We start from the raw sequence: 21,243 nt of genomic DNA on the forward strand, positions 1-21,243 counted from the left end.
TTAACTTACCCGTTAATTTTTTCGAGAGCCCAAGTTAATACTCGAACGAGTCTTGGGCCGAATAGATATCCGCACTCATCGGGCGTGGCCCAGCGATATTCATGGTGCTCGGGCTCCCCGAGCTCTTCGCTGATGGGCATTTCGATCTCCGGCATTCCGTCGATTTTACCGATATAGTAGCGTGCAACTTTGCCTTTGCCATAGGGTTCAGTTTCGTAAAAGTCATGACCGAAGGTAAATTCCGCATTGATCAATCCGGTTTCTTCTTTCAACTCGCGAACCGCGGCTTTAAATGGGTTTTCTTCAAAATCAACTTCCCCTTTAGGGAAATCCCAGTAATTAAAACTGCGCAAAATTAAAAGGCGCACGCCGTCCTTACTTTTACAGTAAGGCACAACTCCTGCGGATAAAATATTTCTGACGGTCATTACTTTAGGGTCTCCTTAAGAAATTGAATGGAGCGATAACCGAACCACGAGAACGACTCCCCGTTCACGATGGCTCCCTCCACTCCCAATCCCTTAAGGTCTGAGATTTTTTTGGCAAAAGGAAAAGGCTCTGAGGAAAACAAGCACAGCGCATTCGGGTGATCTTCAAGCTCCGTCACAGGATACTTTTCCCCTTCAGGAAACTCGACCACTTTCATACCTAATTTATTTAAAACAGATCCAATATAGGTTTCTTTGCTGACTGCCATCCACGGCTTTTTCCAAATCAGATACAGAACTTCACTGTAATTCTGCGACGGGATTTTCACCCAATCCATAAATCCTGGAATTTTCTTGGAATCAAACTTGGCTGTGGGTTTTTCTAAAATGTCCAAGGCATCAACGGCTAACTCCATTAATGCGGCATTTTCAAAAAACTCGCCCAACTTTACTAATTCTTTTTGTAGAGATTCAAGCGAATGGACATGTGTCGCCAGATATTTGACGGGACACTCTTCGGCCATTTCATAGGGATTTTCTTCTTGATCTAAAAGCACGATGTCAGGTTTTAGATCCATCACCAGATCCCAAGAAACTTCCTTGGTCCCACCGACGATGGGAATATTGGTGATCATATTGGCTGGATGAATACAAAAACGCGTGCGGCCGACAACATTGATTCCAGCTCTTAACAATGTTTCAGTCCACGAAGGGACCATACAAACCACACGCATTTTTATCTCCTTAAAAGAAGATTACATGGCTGGTGCTAGGTAGTCAAAATCTGGTTCCCATTGGTAGAACTCACGACCATATGGCATTCCGTGCAAAACACCATCAACCATCACATAACCTGAATCATGACGATTGTTATTTGACTGATGCACCCAGTGCAAGATCGCGCCATCTGGAGAAGGTTTGTAGTGACCTGCTCTGGCGTTAGAAGTGATGTAATCACCACATGATTCCACTGTTGCGCCGACTCTCAAGTTGTCGATTTCGCGGAAAGACACGTTATAAATCACTTCGATTGTATCGCGAGGTCCCTCGCCGATTTTCACTTGGAAGTGTTGGTGGCTCTTTTTACCAGGATAGATATTCGTCACAACGCCATAAATATGGCCACGATTCTTATACTGGTTCTTTGTTTGTTTCTTCCACAGCAGAATTTGCTCGTTATTGACTGGAAGAACTTGCCCATTTGCGATGCAATCCGGCGCTGCCTCTGTTGCGAATGCGATGGATCCCGTTAAAATTAGACCCAATACTGACGCTAAAATCCGTTTCATAATGCACTCCTTTGCATTTAAAAATGGTCCGTTATTTTTGCGGCCAAAGCCAGAAAAGATGTGGCGCTCCATTGTTAGGGTTTTGTTAACCCCGCAGAGCGAAAATACAGTGAAAACTTGATTCTTGCTGTTAGGCAGATAACTATGTCCCCTTTGAAAATACGAGGTAAAAAATGACGCAACTATTCCCTCTTAAAGAGAAGCCAGCTCTTAGCCCTTACAAAAAAGGCGATGTTCTTGTTTTATTCGGTGAACTTTTCTCTCGCGGTTACGCGAACGGTTTGGTCGAAGAAGCTGAACGCCGTGGAATGACAATCGTTCGTGCGACAGTAGGTCGTCGCGAAAAAGACGGCTCTCTTCGCGCATTGAATGCTGAAGAAACAGCCAACATCCCGCAACCTTTCATCAACGTTCCGCTGGAAGCAGGCTTTGATATGGAGCCCGCTTCTAATGGTGTGACTCCATGTGATCAACTTGCAGGCATCAAGCTGGGCGAGTGGGAACAAGCGAAACTTGATTGGAAAGCGATTGATGAATCACAAAAAGCAGGTGTTGAGCGCTTCAAAAAGAACACTGAGCTTTTCGTTAAAGAACTTGAAAAACACATCCCGGCTGGCGCGAACGTTTTGTTTGCCCACTTGATGGCTGGTGGTGTTCCCCGCACAAAAATCGTAATGCCGATTTTAAATCGCGTTTGCAAAGGCACGGGCGATCGCCACGTGGGTTCGCAAGTTTTGATGGATTCTGAAATCGGTCAATTCTGTTTGCGTAACTTTAAAGAAGTAACCGCTGAAACTTTCAAACACTTGGTTGAGATTTCAGCTCCGCTACGTAAAAAATTGGAAGCTTCGGGCAGCCATGTTTCTTACACAGCTTACGGTTACCACGGCACTGAAGTTTTGATCAAAAACGATTACAAATGGCAGACTTACACTTGTTACTTCCAAGGTTGGGCGAAAATGGCTCTTGAGGACTACTCAACTGCTTTCGCAAAACAAGGCGTACATTGCTGCGTTTACAACTGCCCAGAGATTTTGACGAACTCAAGCTCTGTGTTCCAAGGCGTTGAAGTATCACTTTACCCTTTGGTTGCAGCTATTCAAAATCACGCTGGTGATAAAAAACACGGCGAGCAAGTTTTAAAACAATGCCAAGAGCTTTTGAAAGACGGCGTGACGTTTGAACAAATCAAAGCCTTCACTGATGAATATCTGACAAATCCACTGACTTTGGAGTTTACAAAGTACGACAAGTGGCCGCAACATACTCGTCAGGATCAGATGGAGTACATGTTGAAGTCTTCGGACTATCTATTTGATTTACATAAGGATCAGAAAAATCTGATCACCGCAGTTTTGTCTGAGGTTGTGTTTAAATCTTGTGGCTACGTGATGCTTCATGATTCATGGACACCGAAGTCACCAGTGGCTTGGTTGGGTCACGATATCGTAGCTCGTTGCATGTAAGTCGGCCCTGCCGACTTAAGAGAAGGATTCAAAATGTCCGTTACCGCTGGCGCCGATTGGAGTTATCAAAAACACAAATTCCACGGCCTCTCGCTTTCGGGCATTCGCACCGCCATCGCCATGCCGGAGCTTTCTTTAAGTTTCGACGTGGCCCAGGGCTACCCGTTTTTACTAAATCTCAAAAAGTTCTTTATCAGCCATGGTCACTTGGACCATGCCGCTGGAATCCCCTACATCATTTCCCAAAAAGCCATGACCTCCCAAAATGCGGCGCAGTTTTATATGCCAGCCTCATTGGTGGAGCCGATGACCAATATTATGCGGGAGTGGGAAAAGATCGAGCAACATCAGTACAAGTTCGACTTTATCCCCGTAAAGGCTGACGACGAGATCGAAATCAATCAGCAAAATTATGTTAAGGTCTTTCCGACCACTCACCGAATCGAATCTTATGGTTACACTCTGTTTGAAACTTCAAAAAAGTTGCGCGCGGATCTTCAGGGACTCAGCCAAGAAGAAATCGTAAATTTACGCCGTAAGGGCGAAGAAGTGAACGAGATCCACCACCATCCGATGGTTACATTCACAGGTGACACTCAGATCGAGTTTTTAGATACGCGCCCTTGGATCAAAAAATCCAAGATCTTGATGATGGAAGCCACTTACCTAGATAACAAAAGAACCATCGCGAACGCTCGCGAATGGGGTCACACACATATCGATGAAATCATTCCTCGTTTGGATGAAATCGAAGCCGAGCAAATTGTGTTAATTCATATTTCCAGCCGCTATCCAGATCACGAGGCTTTAAAGATTCTGAAACACAGAATCCCCACAAATCACCAAGATCGCGTTGTGATCTTTCCCGGTCGATAGAAATAAAAAAGGCACCTCGAAGGTGCCTTTTCTTTAGAACAAATCGTTTAGATCCATCCAGATTTTGCGATTTTTTTGTTTTTTGGTTTTGAAATAATCCGTCCACTCTTGTGGAGAACGCTTATTCCAATTTTCAGCCAAGTTCGCCGCGAAAATCAGCGGTGAATAACCCTGCCCGATTTTGTCTTTCGGCGGACGAAGTGCTGTTAGCATTTCAGGTCCATAGAAGGCAGCAGGTACCAAACGGTCTCTGTCACCCAACTCCCCAATAATCACAGCATTGTGGACTTTACCCAAAACTGTACGAGTCAGCGGGCCCGAAGCTTCATTTGATTTCGGAACTCCTGCAGAGCCCACAACAACCAAACCACTGTCAGCGCGCTTATTCAAAGACTCCAACAAAGTTTTTGTGGCGTCGTTATCCCTAAGGTTGAAATCAAAGAATACGAAGCTTGCATCCGCAGGCAGTGTATCAATACGCTCATGCATTGCGGCCTCATCAATAGCACCTTCCGCAGTGTACGGAGTGTAATTGATAATTTCACATGATTTGCAGTTCGCCGTGCTATCAAAGACCGGTTTAATTTTAAGTTCAAAGTCCGCTTGAGTTTGTGTCCCAAAGAAAATCACACGTGTTTTCGCAGGAGGAACAGAAGCTTGCGCATTCGCGCTGCCCCAACACATTGCACCCAGAAGACTTACTGTCATAACTTTTTTAATAATACTTATTTTGCTTGATGCCATACCCCTCAAGTTTGCCCTCCCCTCCGGTTTGATGTCGACTTTTATATTTAATTATTGAACAATGCAGCATATGGATTCATGGAGCTCTGTTCAGGTATTTCATACAGGCGATAGTTTCTTTGAGAGTCTCATCAAAGACATCCGCGATGCTAAAGAAAGCATCACGATCGAGAGCTATATCTTTGATCATGATAAACTGACAGAAAGCATTCTTGAAGAGCTCGCCGCTACAACTAAACGAGGCGTTTCAGTAAAACTGATTCTCGATGGCTTTGGAGCTTACAACACGATTCCACAAATTCTGCGCTATTGCCAACAGCATGGCATCGAACTGCGCGTGTTTCATATCATGCCTTATCCTTCGTCATGGCTTCGTCGCGTGCCTGCCTTTGATTTAATTCGTAAAGCCAGCTGGTGGCGCCGTATGAATCGCCGCAATCACCGCAAAGTTGCGATCTTTGACGAAAAAACAGCCTACCTTGGGAGCATGAACTTCACTGAAGTTCACTGCGAAAAATATGTCGGCCCCCGAGCTTGGCGCGACACCGGAGTTCGAGTGCAAGGCCCCGCCGTTCGCCAATTGGTGGTCGCAACCCAGATCACTTATTTACGAACCATTTATAAGGGCTTTTTATCTTGGATCAGCCGCTGGCGTGGCAATACGCCGCAACTGGGCTCTGCAATTCAACTCAATACGACCCAAAAAATGCGCAAACATTTGTATCGGGATATGCTTCGCAAAATTTCCCAGGCAAAGACCCGCGTTTACATTACAACTGCTTATTTTCTGCCTAAAAGATCCCTGCTCAGAGTCCTTATTATGGCAAAGGATCGCGGTGTCGACGTCAAACTTTTGATTCCGGGTAAATCAGACGTGCCATTTTCCAAATGGGCCTCTTTCTTTTTGGTTCGCTTCCTGATCCAACGAGGCATCCCTATTTATGAGTATCGCAAGTCTATCTTGCATGCGAAAACCATGATTATTGATGATGAGTCCTATATTGGCTCCTTCAACCTGAATTACCGCAGTCTGTTTCATGATCTAGAAGTGATCGCACGCTTTCGAGACACGACAACCTTGGACAACATGCTTAAACAGTGGAATGAGGACATCGATAACTCCCAAAATATTGCAGAAAGCAGTTTTGTGACGACATCGTGGCTCTTTCGCAGTCTCTCTAAAATTGCATTTCGCCTGCGTTACATGCTCTGATTTTTCTTTGACGTGACCCCAAACTGTGTCCGATCCTTAAGGAATGAAACAGTTCGTAAAAATCGTCGTTACCGGTGGCCCTTCTGGGGGCAAAACAACTCTGATTGAAGCTCTTAAAAAAGAACTTGGGCAAAAATGTGCCGTGGTTCCTGAGGCAGCTAGTATTCTTTATCGTGGCGGTTTCCCGCGCTTTAAAGAAGCGCAAGGTATTATCAACGCTCAACGCGCGATTTACTTTACGCAAAAAGAATTGGAAGACATGGTCTGCCAATTAAGCCAAAAAAGCTTGATCGTTTGTGATCGTGGATCGGTTGACTCCATCGCCTACTGGCCCGAGTCCCCTGAACATTTCTTTAAAAATATCGGTACCAATCAAGATCTTGAGTTCTCTCGCTATGACTGGGTTCTTCATATGGACACAGCCGAGGGCGACTATTACGACACCAGCAATCCGGTTCGTACAGAGTCTTTTCAAGAGGCCGCTTTGTTAAATACAAAGATCAAAGATGCTTGGGCATCCCACCCGCGCCGAATTGTTATTGGGCACAACAAAGACTTCATTTCTAAAATGACGACGGCGTTGGCTGTTATCAACGCTATTATGACTCACAAGAGTGCTGAAGATATCAACAAGGAGCTTTTAACATGAAGAACCTCAGTCTTATCGTACTAGCTCTAATTGCCGGAGCAGCTTCTGCCCATGGCGAAGCACGCAAGCCCATGCTTTTCCAAGCAAGCAAAAATAACCTGCAAGTCTTGCCACAAAGATTTGAATACACGTTGATGGATGAAGACCGCTTGAAAGTCGGCGATATCTTGATTGATTCCACCAAGGTGACATTTGATCTGCAAGAGCCTACAAAAAATGGCGCTCCTTACAGAGTGCGCTTCACTTGGCCCGCAGATCTTTTGAAAGACGGCGAACTGGCAATTAAAAACAATGCAGGTAAAGCGATCTTCACCACTCGCTTGGATCAATCCAACGTAAAGCTTTCTAAAAATGAACGCGATCAAGAAAACCTGCGTTCAGACTTAGCCAGCCTGACAGTCGAATTGAATGATCCAAAAATTGTCGAAGACATGAAGTACCTTCCCTTCATGACTTTCTGTATTTATCGTCAAACGGATGAAACACAGACTTACCTTTGCTCAAAGGAACTTTATCTTTCCTCGCAACAAGGCCAATTGGCAGTCCGTCCTCGTTCTGCGACTAAAAAAACGGCGCAAGTTGAAATCAACGGCAAAGTTGTGGGCAATCAAGGGATTATCTATTTGAATGATCGCTCTGAAAGCGTTTCATTCAAAGCCCTCACTCAAACAGGTGCTTTCCTAGAAATCGACACTCGTATGAACGAAGTTGATTTCAAAGACGTTGTTCAAAGTGAAAACGGCCAAAGAATGATTCTAACAGCTTCCGGTGCTGAACCTGCGGACGGCAGTAAAGTGCGCCGCTTAGGTGATGGCAGCTGGCAAGTGGTGGTTAGCAAAGAACGTCCTCTTTTATACTTAAAAGGTGATGGTGACATTCCAATGCGCCAAGAGTTCTATGTTAAAGGCAGCATTCCTCCAGCTAAAATTCGCCCGACTCTTTCAGCTAAGAGTGTGAATAAGACTTATTCTTCCAGTGTTTCAATGGATGGTATTGCTTCCGCTGACACCAACATGAGTGCTGATGCTTCAGATAAAGACGCTTCCTTCCAAGAAGAAGGCAATCAGTTTAAATGGACAATTAAGAATCTGCCTGCAGGAAAAAGCACTCGCCACTTCCTACAAGTTCAAACAGGTTCTGATTCGTTCATGGCTGGTTACGATGTCGAGCGCGGAAATCCATTTTCTGCATGGTTGGGAGCTCGCTACCAAACTCCATCAGGAATTGCTTTCGGTTCATTGGGGTTTGAGTGGTGGTTTGAAAACTTCCTAGGCCTTAATGCCGACGCCGCTCGCTTGCACTGGGGCTTGATCGTCAGTCGCGATCAACATCTGACGACAAACGATGACTACCCAGAGATTGATCTTACAACAGCTGAACTTGTATGGCGCGCAAACCCAGGCTTCCATTTGATGGATGAGACTTGGGGCTTAAGCATCCCGGTGCAAATGGTTCAAGGTAAAGACGCTAGCTCCACAGCATTTGGCTTGGGCTTTTTCGTTCAGAACAAACCCACAGTTCGCTGGATGAAAAAGATGATGGAATGGACGGAGTTGAAACTTCAGTACTTACCAAGCGGCTCTGGCAGCGATTTCAAAGTTAGTAATGCTTATCGCCTAGAAGGAAGCGGTTACTATCAAATGAAAAAGGACATGTATTTGAAATACGGCCTGGGATTGGTGAACTATAAATACGATCCAGCAGCTCCGAAAGAAGACATGCAAATTGAATTGAACGCTTTGGCATATTGGAATTTCTAATTTGCTTCTAATATTGAAAAGTAAAAAGGCTCCGTGAGGAGCCTTTTTTTATTTCTTTTTGAAGAACCCTGAAACCATCTGTTTCAAGTCCATATTGAAAACGTCTTGCTTACCGGCTTTCACTGCCGCCCCAAGGGTCGACAACTCACGACGAGCTGACATGAAAGATCCATCCATCGCCACAGCTTTTTCAAGCTGCTTACGAGCTCCCGCATAATCCCCACGGATTTTTTGGAACAAGCCCATCACGAATGGATAAAGTGCATCGTAACGTTCATCTGGAGGGATTTGCATCATCTCCATTTCGACTTCTTTAGATAAAGCCGCACGACGAACACCATCAGCTGTCATCGCCACACCCAACTTAGCCCATGTGCTATACAAATGAAGCTGAGCTTGTTGCGGATTTAACTTCGCAATCTCATTCACCATCGTCATAGCTTTAGCATACTGAGTATACTGCAACGCTTTTTTGACGTCTTCCATCATGCTGTTCGCCTTCAGCTTATTCTCAGCTTCAGAACGTTGAGCTTCCTGACGGAATTGAGTCGCTTTGTTGGAGTCTTGAGCTACAAGGACTGCATCCTCTGCTTCTTTTTTAATTTTTCTCCACAACACAGCCACTTCAGATTTTTGATCTACAGGCTCTGGTCCCAATACGTTAAGGAACTCTTCAAGGACATTCTCCAATGAAGATCCCATCGTACCGCTTTCCATGTAAGACACGATTTCAAAACCGTTCTTGCCTTCCATGTTCGCCCAGATTTTTTGCAAAGATTTAAGCTGAACTTCTGGATTCTCGAAGGCTGCTTTCTGAGCAAAGACAATCAACCCCTTAGTCAAAAGGAAATGGACCGCTTTATAAACGCCAACCTCTGTATAACCCTTCACATCCAACAATTTATTGATAGTTGTTTCACCATCAATTTTTGCCATCAAGCCGTCTAATGATTTAATCATCGACATGCTAAGTGCCGGGTGATCATCCGTGTATGTTGGACTCTTAGCAATCACGTTGCCCGTCCAGATCATATAGAATGATTTCAACCAATTTAAAGAAAGCTTAGAAGCAATCCAGTCATGTAGATAGTATGACAACGCATCGGCATCGATACTTGGATTAGACATGTCCACTTCTGCTGAAGCAAAGTTCACGCGGATTTTTTCATCCACGATCGTTTTCACCAGACGGATATTCATTTGCTCCATCAAGATCAAATCGAAAGCATGAGGACTGAGCTGATTGTTCTGAATCAGGTAATTACCAATACGACGGTTGTTTTTGTCACGCAAAGCATCCTGCACGTCGGCTGGAGTTGCGTAACCACTCTGAATCAACATCTCACCTAAGAACGTCGTCTTATCGTCAACGTCCACGCCCACAATGTTACCATTGCAGAAGGAAATACCAGAAACAGAGCCGTCAGAGTTATAGATATTCAAGTATCCACTGCTCTTCGTTTCTACCAAAAGAGAATACAAGAACGGCAAGTCAAAACCACTCACCTCTTCAATGGATTCAATCACCTTACGTTTTTGACGGTTGGTAACTTTAGGATTCGAGAACATTTGATAAAGAAGCTTACGAGCACTTGTTGTTTCTTCACGTGCAGAAGCTTCTTTTTTAACAAGCTTAAGAACTTGATCCATCTCAAACGGCTTACGCAAGAATGCCAGCGCTTGAGTTTTCTGAGTTGCTTCTTGAATGAACGCTTTATCCGTATAGATACCGCTCATCAAAACCACTTTAAAACGAAGATTTGGATGTTCCTTGCGCGTACGCTCGATAAAATCCATACCCGTCATTTGCGGCAACATACAATCACAGAAAAGGAATTCAATGTTATTGGACGTGAGCATGCTTGTCGCCTCATCAGGGCGACCTGCTACAAGCACGGAATGGCCTGCACGGCTCAGAATTTCCTTCAGTGCCGCAGAGACCGATTCGTCGTCTTCCAAAATAAGGATTTTACTTTTAGCATCACTCACGATTCTCTTGTCGGAAGTAAATGCTTGCAAATTAAGGCTAAAATAAAGAAAGCGAGCCTGCAGAACAGGACTCGCTTCGTTTTCTGGACCAACAACCTAGACTATGGTTGAGGGTTTTTACTTCTTAATGAACTTAAAGTATTTGGCTTCGATAACGTCCATTTCCATTTCGTTTCCGTCCTCGTCTTTTACTGACGCTGGCGGGGTAACGGAGCCCTCTTTATATTCAGAACCGTATCGGAATAGAACGTTTTTCTCGGAACCGGAATCATCATTGTAGTAAGGAACAAAGAACGAAGAAACCTTCGCCGAGTTCGGTAGGAAGCCATCAACCATATTGATTTGGTCAACGATCACCTTTGGGCAATTTGCAAACGTAATATCCGCAGCACCTGCTGTGCCCATCCATTTGATCCACTCACGAATACCACAGGAATTGATGCTTTTAACACCAGCAAGTTCCATCTCAATCGCCTGGTTACCAGACAAATCGAATTGCGCGAAATCAACGTCTTCGTCGATTGTTCCCGTCATTTGAACTGACAACTTGCTAGCTGCTTTGTTCATTTTTACGTCGAGTTTACTCATCCTTAAATCTCCCAAAAATCGCACATAGAGTGCCTAAAAAACATTTCTAATTTTACTAAACGCCGTCGTTTTTAACCACAAAAAAGGTCACGTCATCGACCAAAGGCGCTCCCTGACGGTGCGTTTGGAAGCTGAGTGCGAAACGTTCGACGGAATCCGCCACCGAAGGAAAATCCTTATTAGCAGCGATCAATGCCTTAATAAATTCACGCTCTCCCCATGCATCCTTACCTGGGTTTTGGATGTCAGGGATACCATCAGTATAAAAGAAAACAGCGTCTCCTGGCCCTACTTGAATGCTTGTTTGCTCATAAAGAGAATCACGAGCTTGTCCCAATCTGGGATTATTCACTTCATTAAGGGCTACTAAATCTTTTTTCTTCAAAGGATCTTCGGATTTACGGATCAAAAATGGCGCTTCATGAGAGGCATTACAATATACCAAGCGGCCCGTCTGCAAATCGAAAGACGCCAAGAAGAACGTCATCATGATGCGACCTTTGGAAACATCATAGATAGAACGATTTAAAAGTTCCATCGCTTTTGCTGGAGAGATATCCAAGCGTTCAATAATCGTCGAAGCTGATTTTGCTGCACTCGTAATCAAGGCTGCTGGAGCCCCGTGCCCTGTCGCATCCCCGATCCACAAGAAGATCTTTTCACCCACTTGACAGTAATGCCACCAGTCGCCACCGCACTCAGATGCCGGTTCGTAAAAACCTGCAATCGACAACGGGCCGATTTTAGCACGCGCCTCTGGGAAAAGTGTTTCTTGCACAGTTTTCGCAGTTTGAAGCTCAGACTCCATACGCGCTTTTTCAGCTGTTTGTTCAAGCAGACGAGAAACCTCTGCCGCCATCAAGTTGAAATTATCTGCAAGACTTCCCACTTCATCATTCGACGCCACATCGACGCGAACATTGAAATCACCTTCAGAAACTTTTTTCGTCGCAGCAAACAACTGAGTTAATGCATGCGTAATACCTGTCGATGCGAACAAGCTGATAATCACCGTCAAGGAAATCAAGATACCGAAAAAGATCAAAGACTTTCTGATCAAGATTTGTACGGCGCTGAGAGCTTTGGCTTTTTCAATCGTCGTCACAACCGTCAAATCACCAAAGCCTGCTTTAGAGAAAGACACCAAGTAATCAACACCATTCGCTGCTTTGACTGTCTCAGCACCTTGAGCAATTTTGCTTGCTGTATCCGTCAAGAAATTCGGAGTGATAATAGCTTGAATCTGCTGTCCTACCATATCCTGCGGACCGAACAAGACCGTTCCGTCTTTAGAGATCAGATAGATTTTTTGTGAAGTTGCAGCGTTAAACATTTCCGCTGATTCACTCATACGAACCAACAAAGCGAAAACTGTCGTTTTAGTTTTCTCTTTGTTCATGACTTTATCCATGATCAAAACACGGTCGTCATTGAATGGCACTTTCACCACGCGTTGATTCGCATCAACCTCAGTAAAATACATTGGCAATCGTGTTTGAATCGACTTAATCAAATTATCTGCACCCTCTGGAACTTTCTCCAAAGCTGCGACTTTTTGATATTGGCCATTTTCTCCAGGCGTAAATACGATCACATCTTCGATGTTGTATTCATTATCGAAAATAGATTTCGCCACTGGAGTGAATTTGTAGCCAGAAAGATAATCTTGATAGATAGGCTTTGCTGTTCCCAACACCGCATTGAGCTGTGTCTTAATTTGAGCCGCCATCGTGCCCGACATGCTACTTGAAGAGTCAAAGACATAGGCAATCTTATCATCTTCAAAGATTCGCATTGCCAGCACCAAGTATGCAGTCAACGTAATCAAGGGAATGGATGTTAATAGTAAAAGAACCTTATATCTTATTGATAATCCACGTTTTTTCACAGAGTTAGTATGCCTCGTAACAGGACTTCCGAGAAGAAATTCTCATATAAGTTAGCCTAAGGTCTGTAAATTAAAACCCAGCATAAGCCGATGAGTTCACTGGGAGATTTATGCAACGTTTAGGTAAAACAGAGAAAACTATATTTACTGTAGCGGTCTTGGTATTGCTGTTGTTTTCGTACTTCTTGTACGATGACTCTCTACTATTTCCTCGCACTGGCAATAGCAAGATGGAGCTTATCGGCTCTGTTGCTACGTCACAGAATGACGTCCGCAGAAAAAACCTGGATACATTCAGCTGGTTGCCTGCTGCTCGTGAAGATCAAATCTTCGATAACGATTCTATTTACACTGGGGACCGTTCAGAAGCACAAATTCGCCTACAAGATGGCACTGTGATTCGTATCTCCCCGAACTCTCTGATCACGTTGAACATGAAAAACGGTCAGATGATGCTCGACCTTCGTTACGGTAACTTGGTGGGTGATATCACTCCGGGTTCGCAACTTAAAATCAAATCCGGTGGCGAAGAGTTTAACTTGGATGGTTCTGGTAAAGTGGAATTCAAAAAAGCCCACTCCGGAAACGTCGACCTTCGTCTGTTAGCGGGTAACCTTAATTATCAAGACAAAAAAGTTCGCAAAACTTTGGATAAAGAAAAACCAGTGGCAGTTTCTCCTCAAGGCGTAAAAACTTTGGAAAAACCAACAGTGGAACTACAAACTGCGAACAACTCTTTGTTCGTGCGTGAAAATCCTGACGACCCAATGAGTTTCACTTGGCGTGGTCGCGGTAATATCGCGCGCTTTGAAATGGAAGTCTCCCCAACTGCTGACTTCGGTCACGTGGCTGTTCTAAAAACAACGGCTGAGGGTGGAACTTCTGTGGTTGAGCCTTTGGAACCAGGTCCTTACTTCTGGCGTGTAAAAGCTTACGATCGCAACGGCGAAGTCGGCCAGTCAGAAACTCGTATGATGACACTGACTCACCTGAACTCTCCGGTGATCACATCTCCGCAAAGCAACGCTCGCTTCCAGATGGAAGTTGAAGCCAAAGATCCATCACAGCTAGCGATCTCTACAGAGGTTCGTTGGACTGGTGATGCTCTGTTGAAATCTTATCACTGGCAGATCTCTCAGGATGAAAAGTTTGACAACGTTGTGCGCGAAGGCAACTCCGCTCTGCAAAACGTTCTTACTCCTCGCCTGCCATCGGGTACTTACTGGGTTCGTGTGAATGGTTCCACAGCTGACAAAAAAGCTTCGGCTTGGTCACCAGCCGTTCCATTTACTGTGCAAGTCACAGCTAAAAGAGAACCTCTTCCAGATCGTCCAGAGTTGGTCGCTAAAGATATCAAGTTCCGCCTGCCTCGCCCTGACGAACGCCGTCCAGCCAGCGAAATGGCACCGAAACTTGAATGGAAACCAGTAAATCAAACTCGTGGCTATCGCGTGCAAGTATCTAAGGACTTAAACTTCCAAAACCCACAACAGTTCGACGTGAAAGACACGGCGGCATTGTGGTCGCAAATGGAAAAAGGTCAGCACTACTACCGCGTTTATGCCGTCAGTCCTAAGGGAGCTTTAAGCCTTCCAAGTGACACTGGCAGCATTCAGGTCGAAGAGATGAGAGCGCTATTAACGACTCCACAATTGATGGAGCCGTTTAATAACATGTCCATTTTCTTGCAAACTCAACAAGAGCCATTCATCTGGCTTGAGTGGAGAAAAGTGACTGGTGCCACAGGCTATACAGTGGAAGTATCTGATAAAGACGACTTCTCGCGCATCCTGTACACAGCAACTTCGAATGGCAATCGCTATCTGATTAAAAGCAAGATCCCACTTGGTAAGATCTACTGGCGCGTACGTGCCGAAGCGAAGGACGACACTCCTTCTGCTTGGACAGATAAACGCGAATTCACAGTTTACCATCAGAAGAACGAGACATTCGTAAAATGAAGATTCAGTACTCGCTGTTCGACACCTTGCTAGAGCCTGTATTTGTTCTGAACCAAGAACAAAAGGTCATCTATTGCAATGAAACAGCGGCTATTGTCTGCGGTCTTTCTGTTAGAAAAATCACTAAAGGCATGAAGTTCTTGGAGCTCTTTACTTTCAGTGAACCCATTGAAGGTTTAGACAAGTTGATTCATGTCTGCGACCCTACTCCTTACAAAGAAGTGACGTTCCAAACCTCCCAAGGTGGTGAAGGTAAAATCCAAATCACTCTGCAACCCGTTTTTGATTCTATGGGTGATAAGAATTGGATTGTCTTTGTTCGTGACGTGACTTTAGAAGAACGCCTTCAGAAGAAGTACCGTGCCGAACTCGAGCAAAAAGAAGACGTCATCAAAGCCCTTGAAGACGCCAAAGTTCAGTTAGAAAATTACAGCAAAAACTTGGAACAAATGGTTGCCGATCGCACGGCAGAGCTGTCACGTTTAAATCAAATGATGACTGCCCTCCTCGACAGTTTGGGCCAAGGGTTCTTTATCTTTAACGATCAAGGCCGCGTGCTGGAAGTTTCATCGAAAGCCTGTGAAGACACGGTGGAATGCCGTCCTCAAGGTATGAACATCTGGGATGTTTTAAAAGTTCCAGAAAACAAAGTCGATGGCTTTCAAAAATGGATGAAAACGATCTTTATGGAAATGCTTCCATTCGAAGACTTATCTCCATTGGGTCCCGAGAAATACGCGCACTCCGAGGGCAAACACATTTCTCTAGCTTACTTCCCTCTTCGTACCTCTGAAGGCAAAATGGATGGCATCGTTGTTGTTGCATCTGATGTGACTTCGTTGGTTGAAGCTCAATTGCAAGCCGAGCGCGACCGTGCTTATGCGGGCCTGATCATCAATATGGTTCAAAACAAAAAAGAGATCGGCCGCTTTGTGCGTGAATCCGAGTCTCTTTTGGCTGAGCTCAAAAAAGACTTGAAAGCCACATGGGAATCTGCGGATGATGAATCCCTTTTCCGCCAGTTGCACACTTTAAAAGGTGGCGCTGCCCTGTTTTCAATCCAAGACATGACAGAGTACTGCCACAAGGCGGAGACTCTGCTGGCTGAATTCAAAGAATCCCGCAGTGCTGAGCAATACCAAAAGCTTCAAGAAGAATGCATAACTGTTGAGTCTGCGTTCCAAGGTTTCCTTAAAAAGACTGAAGAGATTCTGGGCAGCAAAGCGTTGTCGCAAGAGCGTCAGTTGGAAATCCCCGTTAGCAAATTACAAGCAACGGTTGAAAACCTGCAAGCATTGCCTCAAGGCACTGCTGCGGCCCGCTTGCTTATGAGCGAATTCATGATGGAGCCGATTGGTTCCTTCTTTACCACCTACAATGACGTTGCTCAACGAGTGGCAGAAAAACAAGAGAAGCAATTAAACCCTGTGGTTTATAAAAATGCGGATCTGCGTGTTTTGCCTGAGATCTATTCTAATCTTTTTGCGACTTTCGTGCATTCATTTAGAAACTCCGTGGATCACGGAATCGAAATGCCTTCCGTTCGCGAAGAACAAGGCAAAGCTTGGGCTGGCACTATCACTGTTCAGTTTGAAGTTTTAAGAAAGCCTGATGTCGATTGGTTGCAAATTCGTATCGACGACGACGGCGCCGGTGTTAACGCTAAGGTGATTCGCGAAAAACTTGCTGCTAAAGGCTTGGATGTTTCGAAAGAAACTGACGAGCAAATCATTCAGCATATCTTTGATAGCCAGTTCTCGACTCGTGATCAAGTCACTGAAACTTCAGGACGTGGCGTGGGTATGGATGCAATCAAACACGCGGCAGAACACCTAGGTGGCACTGTGAACGTGCTCTCCGAATATGGAAAAGGCACTACCCTTATCGTGGAAGTGCCTTACATTACAGATCTACTGCCTGCAAAAAAACTCAACGCAGCCTAAGCTGCTATTTGCATTTTCTTTCAACTACTTTCAAATTTCTAAAGACGATAGAACCTTCAGAACAACCTTCAGTCCCCGCTGCCACGTATCCGTTCAAACGGTCCGAATTCAAGATCAGTCCTGTTCTGGTTTTAGTCACAGTCACAATACCGCCATCGCAATCAACACCAAATTCTTTCAATTTTTTATCGAAATTGTTCGCAGTTGTATCAAACTTCAAACTCTTTGATTGAGCTTTAATATTGATCGTCGGATTTTGTGTATATGTGTAACCTTCATCCTGAATTTGCTTAGATTCTGTTTCCAACTTTACTTGGGCAGCAACTGCCACTTCAACGATTTCGGAAATATCGCTAACAGCTTGACCAGCATCATTGTAAGTGTGGCCTGCATCACGAGTGATCATGATAGAACTTGGATTGATCGCTTTATAACATTTTTCAATAGCCGAAGCGTTGATTGAAGCCATAACTGAGGCAAAACATGTCGCTACAAGTACTAATTTTTTCATATTATTTCCTTATCTTAAGCGGTTTTTTGTTCCGACAGAAGATAACCGAGAGCAATCGACAATCCCAATAAATTCGAGTTATCTAAAAAAAATGCTCGATTAAAAAATCGACAAAGGGCGCTTAGCGCCCTTCAAAATCAAATCAGAATTTCGATTGTTTACAAGATGTTTGCAGTAAGCCTTAACTCATTGTGAAATAGATCGCGTAAGCCGCAAAAGCAATCCAGTGAACGATTCCAGCAACGCGGTTCACTTGACCTTCCATAACCATATTACGGCGAGCGTTGTTTGGTTCTTTGATCAAAGCACGATTCGTTCTGTCAGTGATAAATAGCGCTGCGATTAAGAAGCAGCAAACTCCCAAAACAACATTCACAACCGTCATCATACGAAAGACATTGTCTAAATCTTGAGTCACTGACAAGCGACCAATAAATGGTGCTAACAACAAGATCATCACCGACACGATCACTGGAACCAGAACATACTTTACGAAAAGGATTTTCCAGTTTTTCAAAGCGTCGTTAATACGAGTGTAATTGTGGTCTGCACAAATTGCCGTGCGACGATACTCTTCAAAAGAATTCGGTGGCAACAATTCTGGATTGAAAGAGGAAATTGCCTCAAGGACGTATTCACTACGTTCCAGAATCACAGTGAATTTATACTTCTGTCCATCCTTCATCAGCAGAGTGAATGAACCACCTTGATAAGGCATATGGGAGATCTTCACTTCTTTGATATCTGCGAAAGAAACCTCAATCGACTCGCCACCTTTCCCAGTCATCTCCAAACGCTCAGGGAAAATTTTTACTTGGGTGAATGACAAGGGTTTGAAAAACAAAAAGGCTTGGAACAATAAGATCGCAGGCATCGGCAAGGCCAAAGCAACAAAGCTTAATGCACTGATCGGAGATCCCTCTTCAAAGGCCATCATAATCATCGGCACAAAGGGAAGAATGAAAAGAAACGCGACAGGGAAAAGAAGGTAGTAAAATACCTTTAAAAGAGTTCTGTCAGAAAGAGTTCTTTTTAGGCCAGTTCTTGGCGAAAACGTTTGGGATTGGTCCATACCGCTCGCTTCTTATTTAGGGTTGTGTTTAGTCCAAGCTGCTTTCAATTTATCTTCAAAGATTTTCGCAGAGAATGGCTTCACGATATATTGAGAGACACCCGCCAAAACGGCCTCTGTCACCTGATCGCGCTCTGATTCTGAAGTTAATAGAACGAAAGGAAGATTCTGCCACTCTGATGTCGCACGAACGTGCTTCAACAAATCAAGGCCCTTCATTTTTGGCATATTCCAGTCAGAAATAACCAACTGAATCGCAGAGCCCGGCTTATTTGCCTGCATAAGAACTTTCAAGCCCTCTTCGCCATCGCCCGCTTCTTGGATGTTTTTAAATCCCATAGCTTTGAGCGTGTTTTTCACCAGATCTCTGATGGAAGGCATGTCATCAATAACTAAGATGCGAGTTTCGAGGGGAAACATAGGACTCCTTAAGCGATTCCCCTCATTTTAGAACGACTACGGCAATTAACAACCCTTTTTGGGCTCACTCCTAAGGGGCTGGACTTTCTGCGGGTGCAAGCCACAGGTAATCCGAGCGGACTCCATACTCAGGGTGTGGAGCGATGGTCTCTTGGACCTCTGAGTCCGTTTGTTTGAAAGTATTGACCTGAGAAAATGTAATCACAGCAGTCTTAGGGGAACGCACGTGAATGCGATCCGGAAGTCCTCCGCCATAGGCAGAGTGAAACTCTCCAACCACGATCACTAACGTTTGCTCAGGATGAGCATGAATATAGTCCGTCGCACGCCAAGCCATCGTATCATCCCAGATGGATTGTGCGGCGAAGTACTTCTCGCCCGCTTCCGGAGTTGGCAAGTGAGGCATCATATCTAAGAAACGTTTTTTATAAGAGTCGCGTCCCAACGAAAACCGCGGTGGTAGCAAAGCTTTGTCTTCAGAGGACAGCGCTGCCAAGCCACCTTTGGCCACTTTGCCAGTCAGTGATCTTGGTGCATTAAGGGCCACGGTTTTTGCGCCATCAGAGAGGTTTGGGAAAACAGCTTGCTCACGGTAGAAATCAAAAGAGGGCTTACCCCATTGGATCGCCTTTAAGAAGTCAGCCTCTGCCAAGCCCCCCGCACGGTAAGCATCCACGTGAGATTGGTCTGTATATGTAAAAAATTCCATTCCGACGGCAACTCTGTGCCCTAAAGACCGCAACTGGCGCATGATTTCGACCTGTTGACGCTGATGCTCTGCAAAACCATGGTTCTCCCCGATTACCACAATCGAGCCCGGAGTGACTTTAGATAAGGACTCAGATAAGGTGGTTGCTTGCAGGTCGTTTCCTCTGAGAATGCCATCAGATTGAGCATGTGCGCAGGCTGAAAGCAGGACGGCTACCAAAAAAAGGTTTAAAGACTTCATGATTTCCCTCGTAACACGTGAAATTGTCTGTTGAAGTTTCCGTTTTCCTTTGATACCTTGAGCCCCTTTGAAAAGGTATTGTCAATTTTCGCATAACACGCGAGGCAATACACATAAGTTTAAGAGGTACTAAAATGGCTAAAAAATCTGGAAGAATCATCATCACTCTTGAGTGCACTGAAGCTCGCGCTGAAGGTAAACCAGTTTCTCGCTACACTACGACTAAGAACAAAACTAAAACTCCAGGTCGTTTGGAAAAGAAGAAATACAATCCAAATTTGAAAAAACACACGGTTCACAGAGAAACTAAGTAATGATTCTTACGGATCAGCAGATTCTCGATTTCATGGAAGCTGGCGCAATTAAAGTTGAGCCCTTCCGCAGAGAATGCCTAGGTACGAACTCATACGATGTTCACTTGGGTAAAACTCTTGCAGTGTATGAAAACGAAGTGCTGGACGCTAAGAAGCATAACAAGATTCGTACCTTTGAGATTCCGGATGAGGGCTTCGTTCTCATGCCGGGTACTTTGTATTTGGGCGTAACTCAGGAATACACTGAGACTCTAAAACACGTTCCATTCCTCGAAGGTAAATCCAGTGTCGGCCGCTTGGGCATCGACATCCACGCAACTGCCGGTAAAGGCGACGTGGGTTTCTGCAACTACTGGACTCTAGAAATCTCCGTAAAACAGCCCGTCAGAGTTTACACTGGAATGCCCGTTGGGCAGTTGATCTACTTTGAAGTAAAAGGTGAAATCCTCACGCCTTACAACGTGAAGCCTTCTGCTAAGTACAACGACAAACTTCCATTACCAGTGGAATCAATGATGTGGAAAAATTCATTCTAAGACTTTCCCATACAATTGCGATCTTCATGCTGGGCGGAGCAATCCTCTCCCTATCTGCATGCGGCGGTTCTTCGTCTGAAGTAACGGGTCTTGATACCTACACGCAAATCGGCGGAACGTTAACGACAGCAACCTCGAATGAGATTTCTGGAATCGGCAAAGTCCGCTTCATCACTCCCCTGTCAGGAATCCTGACCAACAATTCGTTCGTTTACAAAGCACAACTAGATGGCAGCATCACAGCGTCGTCGACAATTGTATTTAACTCGAATGACTTAAATGTGACCGAGAGTTCCGGCATCGCAATCAAGTTCACAAGAAACGGCATCAACGTAGGAGCCCAAGTAGGCGTGAACGGAAACTGGGTCACAGTAGCCAGCTCCATCACCAACATGTACGCCCCACTTGCACTGAACTTTATAATCGACATCCACAACAACACCGGCAGCAGCAACAAAACCAGAGTAGTCATCTGGAGATACGCCCCTTACACAGCAGCCACAGCCGACATCGACACAAACAGCAGCGCCGATCTATCAGGATCATACCCCGCTTCCCAACAAGCCCCAGGCATCTACACCGGCATAATAGTAAACCAAGCTACAGTAACCGGCGCCTCAGTAGGCACAGCCAAAATCCTAAACTAA

General features: G+C 44.8%; 21 protein-coding genes. 10 read left to right on the forward strand and 11 right to left on the reverse strand.

The window, feature by feature from the left end; genetic code table 11:
- Positions 1–5: 5 nt before the first annotated feature.
- Genes ACLVWP_RS12030 through ACLVWP_RS12040 form a run of 3 tightly spaced genes read right to left on the reverse strand, consistent with a single transcriptional unit; the run spans position 6 to position 1,717 of the window.
- Positions 6–428: an NUDIX domain-containing protein gene (locus tag ACLVWP_RS12030; RefSeq protein ID WP_413557511.1), complete on the reverse strand. Its 423-nt coding sequence runs from the start codon at positions 426–428 to the stop codon at positions 6–8.
- Positions 428–1,162, reverse strand: coding sequence for a helical backbone metal receptor (locus tag ACLVWP_RS12035; RefSeq protein ID WP_413557513.1), 735 nt, complete (start codon positions 1,160–1,162; stop codon positions 428–430). Before ACLVWP_RS12035 ends, ACLVWP_RS12030 begins: the two co-directional genes overlap by 1 nt.
- 21 nt (positions 1,163–1,183) lie before the next feature.
- The gene (locus ACLVWP_RS12040; protein ID WP_413557515.1) at positions 1,184–1,717 is read right to left on the reverse strand and encodes a DUF3465 domain-containing protein; all 534 of its coding nucleotides are present in this window, start codon (positions 1,715–1,717) and stop codon (positions 1,184–1,186) included.
- A 173-nt stretch (positions 1,718–1,890) separates the two neighbouring features.
- Between ACLVWP_RS12040 and ACLVWP_RS12045 the strand changes: the two genes are divergently transcribed.
- Together ACLVWP_RS12045 and ACLVWP_RS12050 are read left to right on the forward strand one after the other, a co-directional pair.
- Complete coding sequence (locus tag ACLVWP_RS12045; RefSeq protein ID WP_413557516.1) at positions 1,891–3,183, forward strand: enoyl-acyl carrier protein reductase FabMG; 1,293 nt, start codon at positions 1,891–1,893, stop codon at positions 3,181–3,183.
- Positions 3,184–3,216: 33 nt separating this feature from the next.
- Positions 3,217–4,059 (forward strand): MBL fold metallo-hydrolase, encoded by an 843-nt coding sequence (locus tag ACLVWP_RS12050; RefSeq protein ID WP_413557518.1) that lies wholly within the window; start codon positions 3,217–3,219, stop codon positions 4,057–4,059.
- Positions 4,060–4,092: 33 nt separating this feature from the next.
- Here ACLVWP_RS12050 and ACLVWP_RS12055 read toward each other — a convergent pair whose 3' ends face one another.
- On the reverse strand, positions 4,093–4,803 hold the full coding sequence (locus ACLVWP_RS12055) for a hypothetical protein (protein ID WP_413557520.1): 711 nt from the start codon (positions 4,801–4,803) through the stop codon (positions 4,093–4,095).
- Between the two features lie 70 nt (positions 4,804–4,873).
- On the opposite strand from ACLVWP_RS12055, the gene ACLVWP_RS12060 reads away from it, so the two are divergent.
- From ACLVWP_RS12060 to ACLVWP_RS12070, 3 genes are read left to right on the forward strand one after another with little or no spacing between them, the layout of a single operon-like run.
- Positions 4,874–6,016 (forward strand): phospholipase D-like domain-containing protein, encoded by a 1,143-nt coding sequence (locus ACLVWP_RS12060; protein WP_413557522.1) that lies wholly within the window; start codon positions 4,874–4,876, stop codon positions 6,014–6,016.
- Positions 6,017–6,059: 43 nt separating this feature from the next.
- Positions 6,060–6,665: an ATP-binding protein gene (locus ACLVWP_RS12065; RefSeq protein WP_413557524.1), complete on the forward strand. Its 606-nt coding sequence runs from the start codon at positions 6,060–6,062 to the stop codon at positions 6,663–6,665.
- Entirely contained in the window at positions 6,662–8,425 is a 1,764-nt protein-coding gene (locus tag ACLVWP_RS12070; protein ID WP_413557526.1) for a hypothetical protein, read from the forward strand. The genes ACLVWP_RS12065 and ACLVWP_RS12070 overlap by 4 nt, the downstream gene beginning before the upstream one ends.
- 48 nt (positions 8,426–8,473) lie before the next feature.
- On the opposite strand, the gene ACLVWP_RS12075 is transcribed toward ACLVWP_RS12070, so the two are convergent.
- The 3 genes from ACLVWP_RS12075 to ACLVWP_RS12085 form a co-directional block, all read right to left on the reverse strand.
- Positions 8,474–10,414, reverse strand: coding sequence for a response regulator (locus tag ACLVWP_RS12075; protein WP_413557528.1), 1,941 nt, complete (start codon positions 10,412–10,414; stop codon positions 8,474–8,476).
- A gap of 117 nt (positions 10,415–10,531) precedes the next feature.
- On the reverse strand, positions 10,532–11,002 hold the full coding sequence (locus tag ACLVWP_RS12080) for a hypothetical protein (RefSeq protein WP_413557530.1): 471 nt from the start codon (positions 11,000–11,002) through the stop codon (positions 10,532–10,534).
- Positions 11,003–11,057: 55 nt separating this feature from the next.
- A complete protein-coding gene (locus ACLVWP_RS12085) occupies positions 11,058–12,830 on the reverse strand; it encodes a SpoIIE family protein phosphatase (RefSeq protein ID WP_413557531.1) in 1,773 nt (590 codons plus the stop codon).
- 170 nt (positions 12,831–13,000) lie between these two features.
- On the opposite strand from ACLVWP_RS12085, the gene ACLVWP_RS12090 reads away from it, so the two are divergent.
- Both ACLVWP_RS12090 and ACLVWP_RS12095 read left to right on the forward strand, forming a co-directional pair.
- Entirely contained in the window at positions 13,001–14,851 is a 1,851-nt protein-coding gene (locus tag ACLVWP_RS12090; protein ID WP_413557533.1) for a FecR domain-containing protein, read from the forward strand.
- On the forward strand, positions 14,848–16,794 hold the full coding sequence (locus ACLVWP_RS12095) for an ATP-binding protein (protein WP_413557534.1): 1,947 nt from the start codon (positions 14,848–14,850) through the stop codon (positions 16,792–16,794). The genes ACLVWP_RS12090 and ACLVWP_RS12095 overlap by 4 nt, the downstream gene beginning before the upstream one ends.
- Before the next feature lie 4 nt (positions 16,795–16,798).
- Here ACLVWP_RS12095 and ACLVWP_RS12100 read toward each other — a convergent pair whose 3' ends face one another.
- From ACLVWP_RS12100 to ACLVWP_RS12115, 4 genes are all read right to left on the reverse strand, one after another.
- Complete coding sequence (locus ACLVWP_RS12100) at positions 16,799–17,305, reverse strand: hypothetical protein (RefSeq protein ID WP_413557535.1); 507 nt, start codon at positions 17,303–17,305, stop codon at positions 16,799–16,801.
- Between the two features lie 181 nt (positions 17,306–17,486).
- The gene (locus tag ACLVWP_RS12105) at positions 17,487–18,377 is read right to left on the reverse strand and encodes a hypothetical protein (protein WP_413557537.1); all 891 of its coding nucleotides are present in this window, start codon (positions 18,375–18,377) and stop codon (positions 17,487–17,489) included.
- Between the two features lie 12 nt (positions 18,378–18,389).
- On the reverse strand, positions 18,390–18,797 hold the full coding sequence (locus ACLVWP_RS12110; protein ID WP_413557539.1) for a response regulator: 408 nt from the start codon (positions 18,795–18,797) through the stop codon (positions 18,390–18,392).
- Between the two features lie 70 nt (positions 18,798–18,867).
- Positions 18,868–19,746, reverse strand: coding sequence for a ChaN family lipoprotein (locus ACLVWP_RS12115; protein WP_413557541.1), 879 nt, complete (start codon positions 19,744–19,746; stop codon positions 18,868–18,870).
- A gap of 134 nt (positions 19,747–19,880) precedes the next feature.
- On the opposite strand from ACLVWP_RS12115, the gene rpmG reads away from it, so the two are divergent.
- The 3 genes from rpmG to ACLVWP_RS12130 are packed head-to-tail and all read left to right on the forward strand — an operon-like array spanning position 19,881 to position 21,243.
- Positions 19,881–20,060, forward strand: coding sequence for a 50S ribosomal protein L33 (gene rpmG / locus ACLVWP_RS12120; protein WP_088614934.1), 180 nt, complete (start codon positions 19,881–19,883; stop codon positions 20,058–20,060).
- Positions 20,060–20,596 (forward strand): dCTP deaminase, encoded by a 537-nt coding sequence (gene dcd, locus ACLVWP_RS12125; RefSeq protein WP_413557543.1) that lies wholly within the window; start codon positions 20,060–20,062, stop codon positions 20,594–20,596. Before rpmG ends, dcd begins: the two co-directional genes overlap by 1 nt.
- Positions 20,578–21,243, forward strand: coding sequence for a hypothetical protein (locus ACLVWP_RS12130; RefSeq protein WP_413557545.1), 666 nt, complete (start codon positions 20,578–20,580; stop codon positions 21,241–21,243). Before dcd ends, ACLVWP_RS12130 begins: the two co-directional genes overlap by 19 nt.

This window comes from Bdellovibrio sp. HCB209, from assembly GCF_047306065.1.
Lineage (GTDB): Bacteria > Bdellovibrionota > Bdellovibrionia > Bdellovibrionales > Bdellovibrionaceae > Bdellovibrio.

Bases quoted from the DNA above. Each gene is read 5' to 3' on its own strand.
- ACLVWP_RS12095 (WP_413557534.1), top strand. From the start codon at position 14,848: ATGAAGATTCAGTACTCGCTGTTCGACACCTTGCTAGAGCCTGTATTT.
- ACLVWP_RS12055 (WP_413557520.1), bottom strand. From the start codon at position 4,803: ATGGCATCAAGCAAAATAAGTATTATTAAAAAAGTTATGACAGTAAGT.
- ACLVWP_RS12115 (WP_413557541.1), bottom strand. From the start codon at position 19,746: ATGAAGTCTTTAAACCTTTTTTTGGTAGCCGTCCTGCTTTCAGCCTGC.
- ACLVWP_RS12090 (WP_413557533.1), top strand. From the start codon at position 13,001: ATGCAACGTTTAGGTAAAACAGAGAAAACTATATTTACTGTAGCGGTC.
- ACLVWP_RS12110 (WP_413557539.1), bottom strand. From the start codon at position 18,797: ATGTTTCCCCTCGAAACTCGCATCTTAGTTATTGATGACATGCCTTCC.
- rpmG (WP_088614934.1), top strand. From the start codon at position 19,881: ATGGCTAAAAAATCTGGAAGAATCATCATCACTCTTGAGTGCACTGAA.
- dcd (WP_413557543.1), top strand. From the start codon at position 20,060: ATGATTCTTACGGATCAGCAGATTCTCGATTTCATGGAAGCTGGCGCA.
- ACLVWP_RS12040 (WP_413557515.1), bottom strand. From the start codon at position 1,717: ATGAAACGGATTTTAGCGTCAGTATTGGGTCTAATTTTAACGGGATCC.
- ACLVWP_RS12080 (WP_413557530.1), bottom strand. From the start codon at position 11,002: ATGAGTAAACTCGACGTAAAAATGAACAAAGCAGCTAGCAAGTTGTCA.
- ACLVWP_RS12030 (WP_413557511.1), bottom strand. From the start codon at position 428: ATGACCGTCAGAAATATTTTATCCGCAGGAGTTGTGCCTTACTGTAAA.
- ACLVWP_RS12045 (WP_413557516.1), top strand. From the start codon at position 1,891: ATGACGCAACTATTCCCTCTTAAAGAGAAGCCAGCTCTTAGCCCTTAC.
- ACLVWP_RS12035 (WP_413557513.1), bottom strand. From the start codon at position 1,162: ATGCGTGTGGTTTGTATGGTCCCTTCGTGGACTGAAACATTGTTAAGA.
- ACLVWP_RS12105 (WP_413557537.1), bottom strand. From the start codon at position 18,377: ATGGACCAATCCCAAACGTTTTCGCCAAGAACTGGCCTAAAAAGAACT.
- ACLVWP_RS12060 (WP_413557522.1), top strand. From the start codon at position 4,874: ATGGATTCATGGAGCTCTGTTCAGGTATTTCATACAGGCGATAGTTTC.
- ACLVWP_RS12070 (WP_413557526.1), top strand. From the start codon at position 6,662: ATGAAGAACCTCAGTCTTATCGTACTAGCTCTAATTGCCGGAGCAGCT.
- ACLVWP_RS12065 (WP_413557524.1), top strand. From the start codon at position 6,060: ATGAAACAGTTCGTAAAAATCGTCGTTACCGGTGGCCCTTCTGGGGGC.
- ACLVWP_RS12100 (WP_413557535.1), bottom strand. From the start codon at position 17,305: ATGAAAAAATTAGTACTTGTAGCGACATGTTTTGCCTCAGTTATGGCT.
- ACLVWP_RS12050 (WP_413557518.1), top strand. From the start codon at position 3,217: ATGTCCGTTACCGCTGGCGCCGATTGGAGTTATCAAAAACACAAATTC.